Origin of the sequence: Paenibacillus sp. FSL K6-1122, from assembly GCF_037977015.1 — a bacterium.
Taxonomy (GTDB): Bacteria; Bacillota; Bacilli; order Paenibacillales; family Paenibacillaceae; genus Paenibacillus; species Paenibacillus amylolyticus.
Map to the genome: position 1 here is coordinate 2,816,421 of NZ_CP150272.1, position 21,010 is coordinate 2,837,430.

Here is a 21,010-nt window from a genome sequence, read left to right on the forward strand (position 1 = left end):
ACACAAATAAGATGAATGATTTTTTGCACTTAGCGGGGTTACGCCGAGCGTAGCGAAGGTGACGGAATCGATTCTGTAGAAGCGAAGCGTTCGCCTTTGTCTCCGAATTTTAACCTTGAACAATCTTAATCGAAAAAATTCGGAGACAACAGCGATCAAAAGAACGATCCGACACCGCAGCGGTCACTCAGCAGTCGACTGAGCTTAATGCAACATTGAGTTTTCATCTTATATCATCTCATAGAATGGAGCGATTTCAGTGGCGCAGGAAGAAGTGCAGTACAACCATTATGGAATGCCAACCTACGATACGCGCAATCTGGTCATACGCGACGACATTATGGGAAAAGCCAAAGAATTGGCTGATATGCTCGGAACGAGTGAGGAAGTTAGACAGTTTCAACAGGCTGAAACCAAAATTCGGGATCATGAGCGCATCCAGCAGTTGATTGCAACGATCAAGAAAAAACAAAAAGAGATTGTTGCTTTTGAAAGCTTCAAAAATGTGGAGATGGTCAGCAAAATTGAACAGGAAATTGAAGATCTCCAAAGCGAACTGGACAGTATTCCATTGGTTACGGAATTCCAGCAGAGCCAGAGCGACATCAACTACTTGCTTCAACTAGTTATCTCTGTAATCCGGGATACGGTTTCTGAAAAAGTAAACGTGGAGGCTGGAACGGATTCACCTCCGACCAGTTGCGGTTAAATGACGGAAGGGTGCGGACGCTGTCCGCGCCTTTTTTGACATTACATAACCGTTAATGTGGAGTGGCTATCGCCAAGTACTCGGAATATAATTCCAAGCAAAGCTCCACGCTGTGGGGTTATTTTGTGTGGCGCGGCTGATTTTTAATGATAAAGGCACATGACATCAAGAGAGCTTGATACGTACAGTGAATAAAGGAGAAATGAATAATGAGTATTTTGGACAAAATGGTGGAAGACGGAGACGGACGATTCTGGGGATTTCTCGGCTGTCGTTATATTAAAGGAGACGGAAAAGAAGTACAGATTGCGTTGACAGCAGGCGAACATCATACCAACTCCATGGGGATTATTCATGGGGGTGTATTAACTTCACTGATGGACCAGGCGATGGGTATGGTTGCAACAGCAGCAATGGAAGTGGATGGCTGTGTGACAACAAATCTGAACGTACATTTTCTTGCACCAATGAAACAAGGGGAATTAACGGTGACAGCTACCGTACTACATCAAGCAGGACGCAGTGTTACGACTCAATCGGAGGTTCGTGATGAATCGGGCACATTGGGATGTATGGCTACGGCGACATTCCGCATAGCACGCCCTAGAACGTAACGCACGAATCCTGCGGTTGACAAAAGATATTATTATGTCATAATGAAATTATCAAAATGAAAATAGTCGGTGGTGCCCATGAGCGAAAACTACGAACACTTCAATGCAGAGAGCGACGAACAAGCAGCACGTGCTTATAGTTCCCAAAAATATCGTACCCCCGATGGTGTTCCTGCGGATATCGTTATGTTCACCTTAACCAAGCGGGAGCGCAAGACGGTGACGAAGACACTTCCCATTCGGGAACTGAAAGTGATGCTGATCAAGCGCAAAGGCTGGCCTTTTGCAGGCAGATGGGCATTACCCGGTGGATTTTGTCAGGAGAATGAATCCATCTACGGTGCAGCTAAGCGTGAGTTGATGGAAGAGACAGGTGTAGACGGTGGACATCTGGAATACTTGAATGTATACAGTCAGCCAGGTCGTGACCCGAGGGGCTGGATTATCTCACACGCATTTTTCGCGCTTGTAGAAGAATGGATGCTGGATCAACGCCAAGCGGCAGATGATGCTGAGGATGTTGGGTTGTTCACGATTCAGGAGGCGCTGCAAGAACTGGAACTGGCCTTTGATCACAGAACAATCATTGAAGATGCTTATCGACGTATTCAACAGCAGATGCTGGAAACGACGATTGCTCGTCAGTTCCTGCCACGTGATTTTACATTAAGTGAATTGTATCAGGTTATTCAAAGTGTTGTACCGGATTTTGAAGAACCAAACTTTATTCGCAAGATTACGTCTACCCGCAGCCGTAAAGGCATTGTGGAAGAAGTAAGAGATGAAGAGGGGAACCTGGTGAGTTCCAACCAGTACTCGCAGCGTCCGGCGCAGTTATATCGTTTTACAGAACTCGTACCACGCCTGTCCATCTACACGTAATAAGGTGTAGATGTGTCAATCTGATTGAATCAGGATCAACCATTTCTGGGCTAAGGGAGTGTTGACGATGAAAGCACTGATTGTCATTGATTTTACGAAGGATTTTGTGACAGGTTCTTTGCCTGTAGGTCAGCCAGCAGTAGAGATCGAAGAGACGATTGCAGCTGTAACCGAGGCCTATTGTAAGAACAAACATGAGGTAATCATGGCTGTGGATCTGCACGAAGAGAATGATCCGTATCACCCGGAGACTGTACTTTTCCCACCTCATAACATCAGAAATACGGAGGGAAGACAGTTATATGGTCGTCTTGCCCAAGTGATGGAAGAACGGAAAACAGATATACAGTGGATGGATAAGACGAGATATAGTGCATTCTGTGGGACCGATCTGGAACTCAGACTGCGTGCACGTGGTATTACGGATATTGCACTGATTGGGGTATGCACGGATATTTGCATATTGCATACCGCAGTGGACGCTTACAATAAAGGTTTTCATATTACGGTATATGAAGATGCCGTTGCCAGCTTCAATCCGGCAGGGCATGAGTGGGCACTTGGACATTTTCGTTCCAGCCTTGGTGCTTCGGTGGTTAAGGCGAGCGAGACAGTCTTGGCTTAATTTACTCCATAGTCATGTTTGGTTGACCTCATGTTAGGAACCGGATGAATGTGGTGAATGGTGTATAGAGTTTTTTACGGGAGACTTGTTTGTTTAATACGGATGAACAGAATCATGAAGAATAAGTCTCCATATGTTAACCCGTGTTCACAGATGAAATCTGGGGACACGAGCGGAAGTCAGAGAGGATGAGACAAATGCAGACAACTAGCCTGGCTTTACATACGGATAAATATCAGATCAATATGATGTACGCCCATTGGGTGAATGGTACTCACAAGCGGAAGGCGGTATTTGAAGCCTATTTCCGTAAGCTTCCTTTTGGCAACGGATATGCGGTATTTGCCGGATTGGAACGTATTGTGAACTATATCAGCCAGCTTCGGTTTACGATGGACGACATCAAATTCTTATCCAAACAAGAGGAAAATTACGATCCGGTCTTTCTGGAAGAGTTGCTCCAGTTTTCATTTCAGGGGACGATTCATTCCATGAAGGAGGGCGCAATTGTTTTCCCTGACGAACCGCTCATTCGGGTAGAAGGCTCCATTATGGAGACTCAATTGGTGGAGACGGCGATACTTAACTTCATGAATTATCAGACATTGATTGCAACTAAGGCTTCGCGGATCAAACAGGTAGCGCAGCAGGATACGTTGCTTGAATTCGGCACACGGCGAGCGCAGGAAGCGGATGCTGCCATCTGGGGCGCACGTGCCTCGTATGTAGCAGGCTTCGATGCAACGTCTAATATGCTGGCCGGAGAGCGCTTCGGAATCCCAACAGCAGGTACTCATGCCCATTCCTGGGTACAGAGCTTTATGAGCGAACAGGAGGCGTTTGACGTGTATGCCAAAGTGTTGCCTGATCAGGTTACGCTGCTGGTTGATACCTTTGACACATTGAACAGTGGAGTACCTCACGCCATCAAGACAGCCAAGAAGTTGGAGAGCCAAGGCAAAAAGATGAATGCCATTCGTCTCGACAGTGGTGACCTAGCGTACTTGTCGATTCAGGCACGTCAGATGTTGGATGAGGCTGGCTTGGATTATGTGAAAATTGTTGCATCCAATGATTTGGATGAAAACACGATTTTCAACCTAAAGGCTCAAGGAGCACGGATTGATACATGGGGTGTTGGTACACAGTTGATTACCGCTTCTGACCAGCCATCTTTGGGTGGAGTGTACAAACTGGTGGAGCGTGAAGTGGACGGTGCCATGCTGCCTACGATCAAAATATCTGCCAATCCTGAAAAGGTGTCCACTCCAGGTAAAAAGGAAGTGTTCCGGATCATTGATCCGAAACATGGCAAAGCGATTGCAGATTATATCTGCTATCCAGAGGAAGAGCAGCCGCTACAGGGCGGACCGCTCAAGCTGTTCAACCCGCTACACCCTTATCTGAAAAAGACGGTTACCCGCTACGAAGCGGTGAATATGCTGGAGCCAATCTTTGTGAATGGACGTAAAGTGTATGAACTGCCTAATTTGGATGAGATTCGGGCGTACCACCGGGAACAGATGAACCTCTTCTGGCCTGAATACCAACGGAAGCTCAACCCGGAGATCTACCGTGTGAACATCAGCCCTGCGGCATGGAATATGAAGCAGAAGCTCATTGCGGAACATGTGAAATCCACAGAGGAATAATTCACACATAAGAATTACAGAGAGGCATAACCAGTGAGGTATACTGGCTTATGCCTTTTTGATGCCTATAAAATGTATACGTTCTTAGCGGAGTTGAACAATTCGATGATCGCAAGAAGTAATTTCAGCTATACGCGTTCTGTCTTCTGTGAAAGTACGTCGACAGTTGATAGACGTTATTCTATATGATCCCGATGAGGTGGACCAGTGATGTAAGAAATCTCATGGACAGACTGCCATGGTAACAGGCTATACTGGAAATAGTCATGCCCAATTCAAGAGGTTGTAGGGGAAAAGTAGTAATTATTTCTCGGGAAAGCGCAGGAGCCGCCAAATTCTGCATCGCATTGTTTCAATCCCGTAGCTGTAGGGGATGAAAGTAAGAGGAGGTGCAGACATGAGATGGATATTAGGACTGGTCTGGATCGCTTTTATTGCCTATGCATTGTTGTTGGCACCGGGGCAGTCACCTGGAAGTGATCCGATATTCAAAGAACTGATTACAATGCAAAGCAAAGAGCCCTGGTTACTTACGGTATTTTCGTGGTTAGGTATTTTCCCGGCAGTTTATGCCTGTATGCTGTTAAGAACATCTGTGAAAGAACGAGGTGGCCGTGTACCGGCTTGGCCTTTTGTTATACTTTCTTTCGGATTGGGTGCTTTTACCCTTCTTCCCTATTATGCATGGTCATCATCCGCAAATAGAGCTTCGGGTTACGCAAACTTACATTTTGGTCGTCAGCGGGAGTCGGGAATTGGACGGGTAGCAGCCCACAAGCTGACGCATGTAGTCCTTCTGCTGTTAACGCTGGGGGCAGCATTCTATGCCGTGACGCAAGGTCATCCGGATGTATATATGGAAGCATTCAATCAATCTGCCTTTGTACATATCATGACGATTGATTTTGTACTGCTGACCTTACTTTCCATGATTGCGATATACAGGGATACTAAAGTGAGTCGACGTTCAGCAGCTTGGACCGCGGCAGGCATCATCCCTATTGTGGGTCCACTAATCTATCTGTTGACGCTCAGGAGAGACAGAGTTTGATCATCAATATTTGAAGAATTCCATAGGTAAACGGAGCCGTTAAGCTGAATGCGAACAATTCATGTGCTTAATGGAAAAATATATACAATCCAAAGAAGGAGTGGTTATCGATGAAAAACCATTTTAACGCATATGTTGTCCGTAAAGAAGAACAGGGCGGAGTGAAAGCTGCTATAGAGCAACTGAAGAAGGAAGATCTGCCAAATGGAGATGTAACGGTACAGGTGCAGTATTCCAGTGTCAATTATAAAGACGGACTTGCTACCCTTGACAAAGGCGGTGTCGTTCGTGAGTACCCGATGGTCCCGGGGATTGATCTGGCCGGAACGGTAGAAGAGTCGGTAAGTGGACGTTTTGCACCAGGAGATCGGGTGATCAGTACAGGATTTGAACCTGGCGTATCCCATTACGGGGGGTACAGCGAGTATGCGCGTCTGCGCAGTGAATGGCTGGTGCCTCTGCCACCGGGTCTCAGTGAGAAAGAAGCCATGGCAATTGGAACCGCAGGATTTACGGCTGCACTTTCGGTAGATGCGCTGTTACAGGCTGGAGTGACACCGGAGATGGGCAAGGTTCTGGTTACGGGTGCAACGGGTGGTGTTGGCAGTATGGCAGTAGCGATTCTGGCGAAGCTTGGCTTTGAAGTAACAGCCAGCACAGGCAAGAAGGAGCAGGAGGAGCCATTGCTTAGAAACTTGGGAGCCTCAGAGGTCATTACTCGGGAAGAAGCTGATACTCCAGCTAAAGGAGCGATGGGGAAACAGCTATGGGCGGGAGTTGTTGATCCAACAGGAGGACCGGCTCTTGCGGAGCGATTGAAACAGGTTCAATACGGAGGTGCGGTAGCGGTATCCGGGTTAACTGGAGGCACAGCTTTTGAATCTACGGTACTTCCGTTTATTTTGCGTGGCATCCAGCTTATTGGTATAGACTCTGTATATTGTCCGATGGAACGTCGGGAACGATTGTGGAAACTGCTCGGCGGAGAATGGAAACCGGAGCGCGCGCTGGAACTGGGAATCTGGGAAATTTCTCTAGACCAGTTGCCTCATACGCTGGAGACGATACTCCAAGGTGGTGCAGTAGGTCGTACGGTGGTCAATACGATATCAGATCTGCCATCCGCATAAGATTCTAAGTCCTTAGACATGCTAATTCTACCTGATTGGGTCACAGTACACGTGGCTGGAAAGGAAGGATTGGCATGTGGTTTGGTAGAAAAGGCCGAAGTCTGGTTGGAAGAACAATGAAGTCGGTACTTGTAAGTGGCGTGTTGATCACGAGTATCTGGTCCCTGGTGGCTTGTTCCGCATCATCCATTGAACAGGAGCGGAAGGTCTACACCCGCGAAGCGACAGATGAAGGAAATGTGCGGGCACAGAGTCAAGGACATGGATTAAACGGTGAATTGGTGAGTGAGATCAGTAAGAGTTTTGAAGCAAAAGGCATTCAACTGATGAATAACATGTCTGCCGATGACGGCCATGGTGGGGTCTCTTATATGTATTTGTTGAATGGAAGTGGCAGACACATCGTGAAAGTCCATATTTTCAGTGATGCGACAACCCGTGCTGCCAGCATGAAACAAATGTATAGTGAGAATCGTGATGAGGCTGTCTTGGAGAATGCGCTTGGCCGAACAACGATTCGCAGCAAAGGGTACGTCTCACTCGTTTATACAGCTTCCGGTGGGGAAAAGGACAAGTATGAACAGGATGTTATGCAGGTGTTCCAACATGTGTTGGGGCAACTAAGGTAAGAGAAGATGGGAGCACACAAAACTTTCAATCCTTACCGTACAGCTGAAAATAAACCCTAAAAACCCGTCTGATCTTTCAGACGGGTTTATATATTTCACGCATTACATGCCGCAGCTCGGGCAGAATGAGTTTTTCCATGGCCAATTTGACGGCTCCTTTGGAACCCGGCATGGAGAATACGGCTGTGCGTCCAATCGTTCCAGCGACGGCTCTGCTCAGGATGGCAGCGGAACCGATATCTTCGGTGTAACTGAGAAAACGGAAGATCTCACCAAAGCCCGGTAGTTCCTTGTCCAGTAGTGAGGATACTGCTTCGTAGGTTGTATCTCGGGGTGCAATCCCCGTCCCGCCGCTAAGCAGCACGGCTTCAATATCATCACGAACAGCTGCATCTTGCAGGATGCTTCGAATGTTCTCCGTTTCATCTGGTGTGATGATGTATTCAACAATCTGATAACCCGCTTCATTCAAAAGCTGGTGCATGAGCTGGCCACTGGTATCGGTGTCTTTGGTTCGTGTGTCAGACACTGTAACAATCATGCACGATACCGTGTCAGGGGCTTCCTGGCGATGTTGTTCCACTGAATTAGTCATGAAACTTCCTCCTTCAATCAACATGTCCTCATAGCATAGACCATCCGTTAGAATCAGGCAATGTACTGGGGAAGAGTTGAACGTTATTGCACAACGAATGCGGGATGGTGTACACTCGCTAGATATAGATAGACTAGGTTACAAGAAGGACAATCAGAGAGGTGTATACGTATGAATAAAACGATTATAAAAGAACAATCCATACCTGTATATATACTGTCAGGTTTTTTGGGGAGTGGAAAAACAACACTGCTTGTTCAGTTGATTGAACATTGGCAACAGCAGGGTTTGCGCCCCGCAGTGGTTATGAATGAGTTAGGCGATGTCAATCTGGATGGTCAGATTGTGGATTCCACCGTTCCGATGACAGAGATGTTAGGCGGCTGCATCTGTTGTACCGTACGTGGTGACTTGGGATTGCAACTTGCCGATCTCGTTCAGGAGGAATCCCCTGATGTGATCATCATTGAAGCAACCGGTGCGGCGAATCCAATGGAGATTCTGGATGCAGTAACTGAGACTTCACTTTACATGCGATTGGAACTGAAAAGTCTCATTACGGTTGTGGATGCAGCACATCTATCTGGTCTGTATCAGGAGCAGAAGGGGCAGACCTTCAAGCTAATGCAGGAGCAGATTCGTTGTGCGTCTGTGCTTCTCTTGAATAAAACGGATCGGGTGAGTGCACAGGAACTGCAGGATCTGGAGCAGCTTTTGGCAAAATGGAATGGTTTCGCACCTGTAATCCCTACGGTCAAATGTGAGGTGGAGATGGATCTGTTGCTTCGCAGCGGGGCAGACGTGCACGTACGTGATTCAGCTTCTGAAGCAGGCAAGCGGGCTCACCAAGAGCATCATGTGCATACGGAAACCTGTGGTACACATGGCTGCAATCATGGACATGAGCATACAGATCATACAGTCCAAGGCGATGCTACGAATACTGACGCATCTCATAGCCATAGTCATGACCACGGTCACGAGCATTCTGCTCCTCATGCCTCACACGAACATGTTATGGTGTATACACATTATTTCAGTCATCCGGTGAACAGTGAGGCGTTTGAACAATTTGTATCTGCTTTGCCACGGGATGTGTATCGAGCAAAAGGCATCTTATCGTTTAGTGACACGGCGAGCCGTTTCTGGTTCCAGTATGCCTACCGTGAATCGGATTACATGAAGATCACACCTCAGGGAGAGGTCCCTAATGTTGCTGTGTTTATAGGTGAACATTTTGACCAAACTGTCATTCGTGACCAATTACTGGAATTGGAAGCGATAAAGTAGGTTAGATGATTCAATATTCCTCCGAACTGGGTATTAAGATGCATAGCAAACTTTGCCTGGGGGGTAACTTTAAATGACACAACAACAATATCAACAATGTATCGATGCTTGCCTGGAGTGCATGAATGCATGCAACGTATGTTACATATCGAGTCTGAAAGAATATGATCTGGCGATGTTACGTGATTGCATTCGTTTGAATCGGGAATGTGCGGAGATCTGCAGTTTTGCTGCACAAGCGATGACACGTGGAAGTGATTTCATTGCTGAAATATGCGAATTGTGTGTGAAAGCTTGTGAAGCTTGCGCCGCAGAGTGTGGCAAACACCACCATGATCACTGCCAAGCATGTGCAGAGGCTTGCCGCAGATGTGCAGAAGCTTGCCGGTTGATGGCAGCAGTGGCGTAAATATTATTTCACTGGAATATATAATTAAAACCGATAATGACCGTTGTCCCCTAAGGGAAGGCAGTGAACACAGGCATCTGAGACGATGTGCCTATGTGTTGCCTTTCAGTAGGGGATTTTTAATGTAGGTTGCCAAGTCTGATCATGGTATGTATAATGATGGCAATGAATTGAAACGAAGAATATCAATGATCGGGAGAGTAGCCAGATCCATACATGACAGCGAGCCGGGAGAGGTGGAAGCCGGTATGACATGACCTGAGTGAACCGCACCCGTGAGATGGTTATCCGAAAAGATGCACGTATCCCGATTGGGATAGGCCATATCTGTCTGAGGGTAACCCGGCTTGCGACCGTTATACGCATCGAGCGGAACAGGTTTTACTGGTATGCATCTTGATGCATATTAGGAGTAGCTGTTCACCTAGAGTGGTACCGCGGGAACTGTTAATTCAGCTCTCGTCTCTTATGTAGAGACGAGAGCTTTTTTGTATTTATTTTCAGCCAATAATGAATGGATAAGGAGTGTTAGGCATGTTGATGAAGCAGGCTGCGGCCGATATTGCCCCTTTAACGGGATTGAATGAAAAAGAGGTTATGAGATTACTGGAGGTCCCACCGCAGGCGGAGATGGGTGATGCAGCATTCCCTTGTTTTGTATTGGCGAAGTCATTAAAAAAAGCACCCGCAGTCATTGCGACCGAGCTCGCAACTGGATTGCAGGCATCTGGAATTGAAGCGACTCCCGCCGGTCCGTATGTAAATATCCGTTTTAACCGGGAGAAGCTCGCGCCGAATCTGCTGAAAGAACTGGGGAATGCGGCATTTGGTAAGCTTCAGCTTGGTCAAGGTTCACGTGTTGTGATTGATATGTCTTCCCCTAACATCGCAAAACCCTTCGGAATAGGACATTTGCGTTCTACTGTAATCGGTGCGGCACTGTATCGGTTGTATAACGAAGCGGGTTATACCTCTGTAAGTGTGAATCACTTGGGAGACTGGGGAACCCAGTTTGGCAAGCAGATCGCAGCGTACAAACGGTGGGGCAATGATGAAGCGTTGCAGGCAGACCCGATCCGTACGTCACTGGAACTGTATGTGCGCTTCCACGATGAGGCGGAGAACGATCCTTCTCTGGAGATTGAGGCACGCGACTGGTTCCGCAAGCTGGAGCAAGGGGATGATGAAGCACAGCGGTTATGGGCGTTCTTTGTGGAAGTGAGCATGAAGGAATTCAACCGGATGTATGAACGTCTGAATGTACAGTTCGACCATACGCTGGGAGAGAGCTTTTACAATGACAAGATGGGGGCAGTGGTTGAAGAACTGAAGGCAAAAGGTTTACTTGAAGAGAGTGATGGAGCACTTGTGGTACGTCTGGAGGATGAGAACATGCCCCCATGCCTGATTATCAAAAAAGACGGAACAACAATCTATCCTACACGGGATTTGGCTACGGCAGTCTATCGTCATGAGGTGATGAAGGCAGATCGGTTGTTATACGTGGTCGGAGGCGAGCAGAAGTTACATTTCCGTCAGGTATTTGCGGTCCTATCAAGGATGGGTCATGAATGGTCTGCGAAGTGTGAACATATCCCGTTTGGCTTAATGCGTTTTGAGGGACGGAAAATGTCCACCCGCCGCGGTAAAGTCGTCTTTTTGCAGGAAGTGTTGGATGAGGCAGTCGCTCGTGCACTACAGATTATTCAGGAGAAAAACCCGAATCTGGAGAACCCTCAGAAGGTGGCTGAGGCGGTCGGTGTAGGTGCCATTGTCTTCGGTGATCTGCGTAATAGTCGGTTAAACGATGTGGACTTCTCCTTGGAGGATGCGGTGAGTTTTGAAGGAGAGACCGGACCTTATGTGCAGTATACCCATGCCCGGATTCAAAGTGTGCTTGCCAAGGCAGAAGAGGCGATCCGCGTGGAAAATGAAAACCCTCTGTCTAACCCCAGCCTTGCGGATGGTGAGAATGACACAGTGACCACTCCATCCTGTGTCGGAGATACCTCATGGGCATTGCTGAAACTGCTCGGTGAATATCCCGAGTATCTTGAAAAAGCAATTCATCGGAATGAGCCTTCGGTCATTGCCAAATATACAATAGATGTCGCTCAGGCGTTCAACCGCTTCTATCACGCTGAACGGATTGCGGATGCGTCATCTGATGTAAGATCCTTCCGGGTGGCATTGGCCAAACGGACTGCCGAACGCCTCGCGTACAGTTTACATTTGCTAGGTGTGCAAGCTCCAGAGCGGATGTGATCCCAGGTGATAAGGAGTACACGTGGACTTTTCAAAAAAGCCGATCAAGATTTACGAGACTCATTAGGTCGAGGTATGTTGCTTCAACAAGTGAGCAAGCGATTAGGTAATGCTCAAGTACTTGATGAAATTAATCTGGAAGTGAAGCAGGGCGAATGTGCTGTACTTGTTGGCAGAAACGGCTCGGGCAAAAGCACGTTGCTACGTATGTTGGCAGGTATTTTGTTACCCGATACAGGATCGATCCAGCGCACAATGAAGGGTTCTAATGGGTATGCAGTAGATGGCCTGCCACGTTTGCCCTTTACCTCTGGAGAGTATTTGTGGGACATGGGTCGGATTCGGGGCATTCGCCCCGAAGTACTGCGTGAGCGGATTAGAGAACTTAGTGAACTTTTATATCTGGATACCGCGATCGATCAGAAGTTACCCTTATTATCGAAGGGCACACTGCAAAAAGTGAATTTGATTCAGGCCCTGTTACCTGGACCGGGTGGTCTTTTGTTGCTGGATGAACCGTTGTCAGGCTTGGATATTCCAGCTCAAGAGGGCATTGTATCCTTATTGGGGCAATGGAAGGATGAAGGGACATCCATCGTTACAGCTTGTCATGAACCGTTGCTAATTGAACGTTTGGCAGACCATGTGATTGTGTTGAAAAAAGGCAGCGTGCTCCGCTACTGGAGTCGTGAAGATATACTTCAAGCTGGCGAACCCGTTGTACGTATTCAAAGTCTGACGAAAGCTGGAGAGGATCTGGCTAACGATCTATCTATTGTACAACAACCGGGAGTACTGTCTTTAGTTCGTAATACAAACTCGGAGAAATCCAATTCCTGGTTGTGGGATTGGAAAGTGGTTCAACAATCAACAGATGATGTCCTCAGAATGATTCTGGCATCCGGAGGTTCGGTTGTGTCTGTACAACAGGAAGAAAGTCAATTACATATGGAAAGTCTGCTGGAAGGACAACATCCAGCTGTACATGCGAGTCGTAGAGGTGTCACAGAATCTGTGGACTTAAGCTCTTCCATGGATGATGCGGGGGGAGAAGCCAAATGATCTATCTGACCCGATATTTGTTAAGGCATCACATTCGCTCACAGAAATATTTTGCACCGGTTATCTTTTATATCATCGCCATGCTGCTGATCTATTCCTACAAACCCAACCCTATTGCGGACAGTTACAGTGTTACGGCTATGCTGTTATTTCTGGCAGCTGCTTGGCTCGGAGTAATGGTGATGAATACCGAACCTGCTAAGCAGTATCAATTACTTGTCCTTCATACAGGAAGCAGGCGTAAGGTTGTAACAAGTCAACTCATCTGTGCCTGGATAATGCAATTCATGCTCACCGTAATCACTGTGCTGTATCCCGTGTTCGCGGGAATGTTCGAGAAACAACCTACAGGTGAGGAGTGGATGATGACTTGGTTAGGACATCTGGGGTTATCGTTACTGGGATTAGGCATTAGTGTATTTTTTCAAAAATCGTACATTCCCTTGCTTAGTCGCAGTATGCCTGCCCTCATTATTGTATTATTACTATCGTTTATCCAAGGTTCCTTAAGTGAACGTCTGCCTGAATCGTTAGAATGGCTTGGCCGCATTCTTCCACCAGCCTTTTATCTGGTTCGTGAGATGATGTTATTTGATGAATCAAAGATGGATTCTTTTATTTCGGTTATGCTGTGGACTGTGCTCTATGCATTAGGGTTACTAATCATCCATGTGTGGCTGTCCGGAAGAAGAGATCTGCGGAGTTAGAAGACGCGCTTCCCGATAACTTGAATGTTGCTCTTGGTTTGGTTAGGATAGAGGGACATGGAATAGTTAACATTGTACGGTTGAAGGGGGCGCTCGCATATGCAAAATACAGATATCCAGAATGGTGACATGCTGGACAGCGAACACTCCAGGGAATTGTTTGCCTATTACGGATTGGCAGTGTACTACGGGCAGGCGCTTGAACAGCAGCTGGTCAATCTGATTTTATTAATGAAAATGTCTCAGGGCAAAGCCGTGTCTGAAGAGGATCTGGAAGATCTGTACGAACGAAAGATGAGCAGTTCACTGGGGCAGCTCATTCACGAAGTGCGCCATCATTTTACATTCTCCGAGGAAGAGACTCTTCAATTGAATGAGTTATGGCAGCAACGTAACCGTATCGTACATCACTACTTCAAGGAACGAATCCATGAGACATTCAGTCCGGAAGGACGATCACGTATGATTAAGGAATTGGAGGATTTCAAAGACCGTGCACAGGAGTTGGAGATCCGTCTTCAGCAATATACGGGTGCCTGGATCGCAGAGCTTGGTCTGGATGCCGAATCCGCAGCAGCTCTGCAAACGCTGGAGCGTATGCATACCGAGAGTATGCAAGCAAGGGCTTTGGAAGAGGATGAATGACAAGCAAACGGATAACGAAACGCTGGATATTAATTACGGCTCTGGCTGTAGTATTGGTTGGAATCCTGTGGACTGTGGTTACAGCAATACGTATATCTGCATATACGGATGAGGATTCATCCAGGATATCGGACGCAGCAATCATTCTGGGCGCAGCCGTGGCAGGGGATAACCCTTCACCTGTATTTCGCGAACGTATTGAACACGGGATTGAATTATACCGTCAGGGTACCGTTCGTAATCTGCTTTTCACAGGCGGGTCAGGTGATGATGGAGAACATACGGAAGCTGAAGTGGGTCAGAAGTATGCCATCGCACATGGAGTAGATCCTGCGGATATTCGCATCGAGACCAAATCCAGAATTACCGAGGAGAATCTGGTCAATTCAATTCCAATTGGTGAACAAGCCGGTTATCAAACCTATACAATTGTGAGTGATCCGCTGCATATGAAACGGGCCATGAAGCTGGCTGCCGGGCTGGGTATGGATGCCGTACCCTCTCCGACACGAACAACGGCTTATCGAACCTGGCGCAGCAAGTTTCCTTTTCTCGCAAGGGAGACTGTGATGTACATGGGATATACGATCAAAGGATGGATAGACAATCCGCAGCAGCCGTGAGGTTGCGCGCGGATTGTTTTTTTGTCTGGACGAAATAAACAGTAACCGAACATGCCTTCAGATGAAAATACAAAAAAAACCGATCTACACCGCAAACCCTGAGGTAGCTGTGTAGATCGGTTTTTGTTTTGCCGTCGAGTACATCATTTTGATTGGTTACTTAAAGAGCTATCTGTTTTACTCTGTTATGCATTGCCTCCGGCAAAGGAGGTTGAGGTTGGAATGATCTCACCCGACGGATTCTCGCTGGTTGCACTCGCTGCTGCTTGCGCACCTTGCTGGAGCTGATACATTTTATAATAGCGGCCTTTAAGCTCCATCAGTTCATCATGTGCACCTTGCTCAACGATACGCCCGCGATGCAAAACCAGAATCTGATCTGCCGAACGAATAGTGGACAGACGGTGAGCAATGATGAAGGTGGTACGTCCTTTTTTGAGGACTTCGAGTGCGTTCTGAATCAAAGCTTCTGTTTCCGTATCGATATTGGCTGTCGCTTCATCCAAAATGAGGATGGCCGGATCAAACGCCAGTGCACGAGCAAAGGAGATCAACTGACGCTGTCCAGCAGACAATGTGCTTCCTTTTTCGATGACGGGTTCGTCAAAGCCTTGAGGCAAATGAGCCAGGATACGTTCAGCGCCTACATCACGCAGCGCCTGTTCAATTCGTTCACGGGAGATCTTCTCATCGCCGAGACTGACATTGGAAGCAATGGTGCCTGTGAACAGATACGGGTCCTGCAATACAATCCCCATATGCTCGCGAATCCACTGTTTAGGCAGATCTTTGACGTTCTGACCGTCAATCGTGATCTTGCCTTTTTGCGGATCATAGAACCGGAACAGCAGGTTGATGATTGAGCTTTTACCTGAGCCGGTGTGACCGACCAGAGCGACCGTCTGACCTTGGGATGCTTTGAATGAGATATTGTTAAGCACGTAATCTTTTTTATAGGCAAAGGATACATCATCGAAGACAACATTCCCTCTGTATCTTGGCATAGAGCCATCCGTTACAGCTTCTCCCTTTTCATCCATCAGCTCAAAGACGCGACCAGCAGATACGAGGGAGGAGTCCAGGTTGGCAAGTTGATTCACCATACCGGTGATTGGCTGGAACAAGCGACCCAGAACATCAACGAAGGCATACAGAACACCCAGGGAGATAATACTTGTGCCATCCAGCACACTGGAACCGAAGTACCACAGGACCACCGCAAAGGCGATATTCCGTAATACGTTAACCAGATTGTGTGAGGTGAAGGCATTTAGGTTAAGCATTTTGTTCTGGTGTTTCATATAGTCATCATTCAGATCTTCGAATTCCTGTTTGGTTTGTTTCTGATGGCGGAATACGCGGATAATGGACATCCCCTGAATGGACTCGTTAATGATTGCATTGATCTCACTCAGTCGTGATCGAATGATCGTGTTGTAGCGAGTGGCGAATTTGCGATAGAGCACAATCCATGTAATGAGCATCGGCACAACGAATAAGGAGATTAGACCAAGGCGGACATCAAGCAGGAAGAGTGCGACATATACACCTGTAATCGTGATGATTCCTGAGAAAAAGTTCGAAAGAACAGCAACGAACAGATCTTTTACGGCTTCTGTATCGTTTGTGACCCGAGATACAACTTTACCTGCGGGCAGGTTATCAAAAAAGTGCACCGGCAGTCGCTGAATATGGGCATACACATCGTTACGCAGTCTTTGAATGACCTTGTTGGCCGAGGATTGCAGCCAGAAAGTTTTACCAAACTCCATTATGACCGAGATCACGAGGAAGATCATGTAATACACAATTAATTGATAGATGCTGGGCATCTCCGGTTTGTAAAAAGCAAACAGTTCACCAGCGGACAGGGGTGTTGCCGCATATTGGCCTGTTACCTCACCTGCGCGTGTAACCGTAAGGGTTCCATCCGTATATGTGCGGTCCCCGTCAGGTGCGCTTACCGGTTCGTTTACAAAATAAAAACTTCTGCCGGCTTGTAATACCCGCACTTCGGAACCTTTGTTTTCATCCGGTTCGAACAAGCCTTCGCGTTTGTAGTTCTTACCGTTGTAGACTGCGGCTTCATCAGAAGCTGTTGTCTCATAGAAAGGTTGCTCAATCGCGAGCAAGTGATTGTCGATCATGGATTTGGCGATGAACGGCCCGGCAAGCTCGGCCGCAACACCAATGGTAAGCATAATTAATGCAGCGATAAATGTTCCTTTGGCTTTCAAGGCGTAATCAAGCAGCCTTTTGCCTGTATTAGACTTCAATGAATTGACCTCCTACGTGGACAGATTGGACTCGACCTGTTGCCGTTCATACTGTTCACGGTACCAGCCGTTCATGGCTAACAATTCCTGGTGAGTGCCTTCTTCCGTAATTTTTCCGTGCTCCAGTACGATGATTCGGTCAGCATGTTCAATAGCAGACAGGCGATGAGTCGAGATCAGCGTGGTTTTGCCCGAGCGTTTGTTGCGTATATTTTCAATGATTTTGGCTTCAGTACGTGCATCGACCGCAGATAAGGCATCATCGAGGATCAGAATATCAGGATTAGCAATAAAGGCACGCGCCAGCGATACCCGCTGTTTCTGTCCACCGGACAGAGAGATTCCTTTTTCACCAACGAGTGTATCCAGTCCATCGGATAAGGTTCCCAGATCCCCGTCAAAAGCGGCGGTACGAATGGCTTCCATGATGACTTCATCACTGGCCCCAGGTTGACCGAATTGAATGTTTTGACGAACTGATTTGGAGAACAGAACTTGTTCCTGTGGTACGTACCCAATCCAGCTGTGCAAGTCATCTTTGGCGATATCCTGAATCGGATGACCCGAGATGCTTAATGTGCCCGAACCGGCAGGGTATTCATGAAGCAGTTGTTTGAGCAAAGTAGACTTACCGCTACCCGTACGACCCACAACACCCAATGTTTGACCCCGTCGCAGCGAAAAGCTGATGTGACTGAGATTGTCGACAGTGGAACTTGGGTAACGGAATGTAACATCCTGCATCGCAATTTCTTCCGGATTCGTAACGTGAGCAGGTTGCTCCACATCTTGTACGGCAGGTTCTACTGATAAAGTCTCGTTGACCCGATCAAGCGAAGCGCTACCACGTTGCATCAGGTTAATTAATTCGCCGATGGCAAACATGGGCCAGATCATCATCCCCAGGTACATGTTAAACGATACGAGATCCCCCAGGGTAATTTCATTATGAAATACAAGATATATGCCGTAGGCAAGTGCAATCACATAACTGAGTCCAACGAAGAGGCGGATGGTGGGTTCAAATAGGGCATCCATTCTGGCAACAGCCAGATTTTTACGATACACATCTTCGGTCACGTCGGCGAACCGTTTCTCGTCCAGACGTTCCTGCACATAAGCACGCACGACACGAATCCCGGCGATGGATTCCAGCACCTGGTCGTTCATATCTCCGAATGCATCCTGTGCCAGGGTGTAACGTTGATGTACAGCTTTACCATAGATCATCATGGCAATGGCGATAAAAGGTAATGGCAGGATTGCCGCCAGGGTCAGTTTCCAACTGACCAGGAAACCCATGGCGAACAATACGGTGGCCAGAAAGGCTGTAGAGTCTGTTAAGGTCAGCATGCCGAAGCCTGCTGTAGTGGCGATGGAACGAAGATCATTGGTGGCCCGAGCCATCAGATCTCCTGTTCTGTTTTTCTCAAAAAAGGGAGGAGTCATCCGTAACAAGTGGTCCATAAAGCGTGAACGAAGCAGCCGCTCCACCAGGTTGGCACCACCAAACAGTTTGTGCATCCAAACGTATGTAACCAGATAGATAATGATGACCGTTCCTAGAATAAGCAAAATATAACGCGTAAGTGAGGTGCCGGTAATGGAACCGCGCACAATCTCGTCGATGGCATTACCAAGAAGACGAGGAGGCAGCAGTTCGGCAATGCCCACCAGAATAAGCAAAATGACACCGGTTAGGTATCGTTTGCGTTCCAGCCGGAAGAACCAGGCCAGGTTTTTAAGTACAGAGAACAAGTGTTATCCCTTCCTTTCGATGTCCGAGAAATGCAAATTCCGTTCATGAATGCCGAAATGTACCCACAAAAAAAGACATACCGCACGCAGGCGGTATGTCTTCATATAATCATACGGCAGCATGGCTCAGAGAACAGAGCCGCCACCATATATAAGTTCGATTGTGAGTAAACATCACAGAGGCTCTAATGAAAGATCGCCTGTAATGCCGACTTATGAACGGAATAATGATTTCGGGTGTGCTCCGGTATTTAGTTGTGTGCTGAATTGACCTATCATATGTTTGTTAAACACCGTAATCACCCTTTCTTTTTTTGGAAATAAATACAATGTAGACCTCGTATGTTTGCATCTTAACACCGGCTTTTACAATCTGTCAAACATTTTTCACAACTTATTTTGTCTTTATGTGGTCACTCGGGTTTGTATTCAAGTCCCTGTCGAGATATGATGGAACATATATATACAGAAGGAGCTGACACCAAATGAGTACCATACATGTATCCGATCAAGCTGCTCGCTGGTACAAGGAAGAGCTGAATTTGAACGAGGGAGACAGCATTCGATTTTTTGCACGTTATAGCTCTGGCGGAGGTCTTCACCCTGGATTTTCGCTAGGTATTGCTGTGGAGAAACCAAGACATCCTGCGGATCAAACCGAAGTGTCGGGGATTCAATTCTTTATGGAAGATCACGATTATTGGTATCTGAAAGGGCACCAACTGCATGTCGATATCGTTGATGAAGGTCAGGATATCGAATATCGCTATACCGAAGTCTAATCCTTGAAGTATTCTGCTAAGCAATAGATGGATTACAGGTCGCCACCGGCTTCCGAGTAGGAGGAGGGGATAAGCAGTGAATCTGCCACCACGAGATTTGGCCCAGTATATCGCAAAACGCTCTCATATTGTTGTAAAAGCGGCGGTGCGGGCTGAGAACGAACAAGGTGAATTACTGCTGATTCAGCATGCTGAACATGGTCACTGGCGGTTGCCAGCAGGTGAGATGCGCCCGGGTGAGGCTATTGAAGATGCTGCACATCGGGAGTTATGGGAAGAGACAGGTTGGACTGCTGATACCATGACACTGGAAGGTCTCTATTCGGGGCCTGACCTTCGGCATCTGCATTCAAGCGGAGATGAAGAGTATTATGTCATTGCCCTGTTTCGGACAGTGATCATTCAGGATGACCTTGTGGAGTCGCGTGTAAATAGTGATGCAGGTCTGAAGTTTTTTGCGCTGGAGTCGTTACCACCTCTTAATCAGATTAGCCGAATCCTGTTAGCGCGGGAGATTGCAGAATAAAATAAGTGTTGACCGCAAAAAAATGACCTTGGCATGCACGATACAGTGGATGCCAAGGTCATTTTTTTTAAAATCCGATTCTGGTGCTCAGAGCATGAATTACACCTGATCCAGTGGTTCATCATCCATCGCAAAATCAAAATCATCAATATCGAATACCTGTACAGGTGATTCAGACTCAATTATGCGTGCAATCAGTTCAACCTGATCGGTGAGAATCGGGATACTCAGGCGCTGAGATGTCAGCAGCAGTTCGGTCTCAATGGGATCGAAATACTCCCCGTACTGTGCCGTATCTATTGCATTGATAATGGCAATGGATACTTGGTCACCAAATAAAATGGAGGGGCTTTTGGCCCATGGAACAAGTAACGCACGCTCTATTTTTTTCTTATTCAGCGGTTCCTCGAAATAAGAAATCATTTCATTGATTTTGGATTTCACATGCTGATCATCTGCCGGGTTATCCATCATGGGATCAGGACTGGTCTGGAATTCATATAGCTCAAGGATGGTGGTATAAGGAACAATATATTCAACAGGCGCGGGCGGCGCTAGCAATTGACCGTAAATGGCCACCATCACGGCTTCTGTAATAAACTGACGTGACATGGTTCCTTAATCCTCCTGCGCCATTAATAGTTGCAAAGTGAATCTATACGTTTATGCAACAGCATAACCATAATAGTACGTGTTCAAATAGGACGGTTTTCAGTACCGAGAAGATGGGATGAAGCTAGAAATGGAGTAGCGGAGCGTAGGGAAAACTACGTGAGCAAC

General features: G+C 47.1%; 21 protein-coding genes. 17 read left to right on the forward strand and 4 right to left on the reverse strand.

Features of this window, described 5'->3' with window-relative positions; genetic code table 11:
* The first annotated feature begins 259 nt into the window (after positions 1-259).
* The 8 genes from NSQ20_RS13040 to NSQ20_RS13075 all read left to right on the forward strand — a co-directional run bounded on the left by NSQ20_RS13040 (position 260) and on the right by NSQ20_RS13075 (position 7,292).
* Positions 260-709 carry a YlbF family regulator gene (locus NSQ20_RS13040; RefSeq protein WP_036609251.1) on the forward strand — a complete coding sequence of 150 codons (450 nt, stop codon included), beginning with the start codon at positions 260-262 and terminating at the stop codon, positions 707-709.
* A 209-nt stretch (positions 710-918) separates the two neighbouring features.
* A complete protein-coding gene (locus NSQ20_RS13045) occupies positions 919-1,323 on the forward strand; it encodes a PaaI family thioesterase (protein ID WP_047842517.1) in 405 nt (134 codons plus the stop codon).
* A 78-nt stretch (positions 1,324-1,401) separates the two neighbouring features.
* On the forward strand, positions 1,402-2,205 hold the full coding sequence (locus tag NSQ20_RS13050; RefSeq protein WP_036609248.1) for an NUDIX domain-containing protein: 804 nt from the start codon (positions 1,402-1,404) through the stop codon (positions 2,203-2,205).
* Positions 2,206-2,272: 67 nt separating this feature from the next.
* On the forward strand, positions 2,273-2,830 hold the full coding sequence (locus NSQ20_RS13055) for an isochorismatase family cysteine hydrolase (RefSeq protein ID WP_036609245.1): 558 nt from the start codon (positions 2,273-2,275) through the stop codon (positions 2,828-2,830).
* Between the two features lie 197 nt (positions 2,831-3,027).
* Positions 3,028-4,482: a nicotinate phosphoribosyltransferase gene (locus tag NSQ20_RS13060; protein ID WP_036609243.1), complete on the forward strand. Its 1,455-nt coding sequence runs from the start codon at positions 3,028-3,030 to the stop codon at positions 4,480-4,482.
* Between the two features lie 397 nt (positions 4,483-4,879).
* Complete coding sequence (locus NSQ20_RS13065; RefSeq protein WP_036670421.1) at positions 4,880-5,533, forward strand: hypothetical protein; 654 nt, start codon at positions 4,880-4,882, stop codon at positions 5,531-5,533.
* 110 nt (positions 5,534-5,643) lie between these two features.
* A complete protein-coding gene (locus NSQ20_RS13070) occupies positions 5,644-6,663 on the forward strand; it encodes an acryloyl-CoA reductase (protein WP_340032692.1) in 1,020 nt (339 codons plus the stop codon).
* 74 nt (positions 6,664-6,737) lie between these two features.
* Positions 6,738-7,292, forward strand: a complete 555-nt coding sequence (locus NSQ20_RS13075) for a hypothetical protein (protein ID WP_076318538.1) — start codon at positions 6,738-6,740, stop codon at positions 7,290-7,292.
* Positions 7,293-7,368: 76 nt separating this feature from the next.
* Here NSQ20_RS13075 and NSQ20_RS13080 read toward each other — a convergent pair whose 3' ends face one another.
* Positions 7,369-7,887, reverse strand: coding sequence for a MogA/MoaB family molybdenum cofactor biosynthesis protein (locus tag NSQ20_RS13080; protein ID WP_036609234.1), 519 nt, complete (start codon positions 7,885-7,887; stop codon positions 7,369-7,371).
* 171 nt (positions 7,888-8,058) lie between these two features.
* Here NSQ20_RS13080 and NSQ20_RS13085 point away from each other — a divergent pair, with 171 nt between their 5' ends.
* The 7 genes from NSQ20_RS13085 (at position 8,059) to NSQ20_RS13115 (ending at position 14,888) form a co-directional block, all read left to right on the forward strand.
* Positions 8,059-9,177 carry a GTP-binding protein gene (locus tag NSQ20_RS13085; RefSeq protein ID WP_340032693.1) on the forward strand — a complete coding sequence of 373 codons (1,119 nt, stop codon included), beginning with the start codon at positions 8,059-8,061 and terminating at the stop codon, positions 9,175-9,177.
* Between the two features lie 73 nt (positions 9,178-9,250).
* A complete protein-coding gene (locus NSQ20_RS13090; protein ID WP_036609230.1) occupies positions 9,251-9,586 on the forward strand; it encodes a four-helix bundle copper-binding protein in 336 nt (111 codons plus the stop codon).
* A gap of 534 nt (positions 9,587-10,120) precedes the next feature.
* Complete coding sequence (gene argS, locus NSQ20_RS13095) at positions 10,121-11,851, forward strand: arginine--tRNA ligase (RefSeq protein WP_340032694.1); 1,731 nt, start codon at positions 10,121-10,123, stop codon at positions 11,849-11,851.
* Positions 11,852-11,857: 6 nt separating this feature from the next.
* Complete coding sequence (locus NSQ20_RS13100) at positions 11,858-12,913, forward strand: ABC transporter ATP-binding protein (protein WP_340032695.1); 1,056 nt, start codon at positions 11,858-11,860, stop codon at positions 12,911-12,913.
* Positions 12,910-13,620, forward strand: coding sequence for a hypothetical protein (locus NSQ20_RS13105; protein WP_340032696.1), 711 nt, complete (start codon positions 12,910-12,912; stop codon positions 13,618-13,620). Before NSQ20_RS13100 ends, NSQ20_RS13105 begins: the two co-directional genes overlap by 4 nt.
* Positions 13,621-13,719: 99 nt before the next feature.
* Positions 13,720-14,265, forward strand: coding sequence for a hypothetical protein (locus tag NSQ20_RS13110; protein WP_051447120.1), 546 nt, complete (start codon positions 13,720-13,722; stop codon positions 14,263-14,265).
* Positions 14,262-14,888: a YdcF family protein gene (locus NSQ20_RS13115; RefSeq protein WP_340032697.1), complete on the forward strand. Its 627-nt coding sequence runs from the start codon at positions 14,262-14,264 to the stop codon at positions 14,886-14,888. Before NSQ20_RS13110 ends, NSQ20_RS13115 begins: the two co-directional genes overlap by 4 nt.
* 185 nt (positions 14,889-15,073) lie before the next feature.
* On the opposite strand, the gene NSQ20_RS13120 is transcribed toward NSQ20_RS13115, so the two are convergent.
* Together NSQ20_RS13120 and NSQ20_RS13125 are read right to left on the reverse strand one after the other, a co-directional pair.
* A complete protein-coding gene (locus tag NSQ20_RS13120; RefSeq protein ID WP_340032698.1) occupies positions 15,074-17,164 on the reverse strand; it encodes an ABC transporter ATP-binding protein in 2,091 nt (696 codons plus the stop codon).
* Positions 17,165-17,176: 12 nt separating this feature from the next.
* A complete protein-coding gene (locus NSQ20_RS13125) occupies positions 17,177-18,922 on the reverse strand; it encodes an ABC transporter transmembrane domain-containing protein (RefSeq protein ID WP_036609220.1) in 1,746 nt (581 codons plus the stop codon).
* Between the two features lie 485 nt (positions 18,923-19,407).
* Between NSQ20_RS13125 and NSQ20_RS13130 the strand changes: the two genes are divergently transcribed.
* Together NSQ20_RS13130 and NSQ20_RS13135 are read left to right on the forward strand one after the other, a co-directional pair.
* Positions 19,408-19,704, forward strand: a complete 297-nt coding sequence (locus NSQ20_RS13130) for a HesB/YadR/YfhF family protein (RefSeq protein WP_036609218.1) — start codon at positions 19,408-19,410, stop codon at positions 19,702-19,704.
* A 76-nt stretch (positions 19,705-19,780) separates the two neighbouring features.
* Entirely contained in the window at positions 19,781-20,230 is a 450-nt protein-coding gene (locus NSQ20_RS13135) for an NUDIX domain-containing protein (RefSeq protein ID WP_340032699.1), read from the forward strand.
* A gap of 99 nt (positions 20,231-20,329) precedes the next feature.
* On the opposite strand, the gene NSQ20_RS13140 is transcribed toward NSQ20_RS13135, so the two are convergent.
* Positions 20,330-20,842, reverse strand: a complete 513-nt coding sequence (locus NSQ20_RS13140) for a hypothetical protein (protein WP_036609214.1) — start codon at positions 20,840-20,842, stop codon at positions 20,330-20,332.
* Positions 20,843-21,010: the final 168 nt, after the last annotated feature.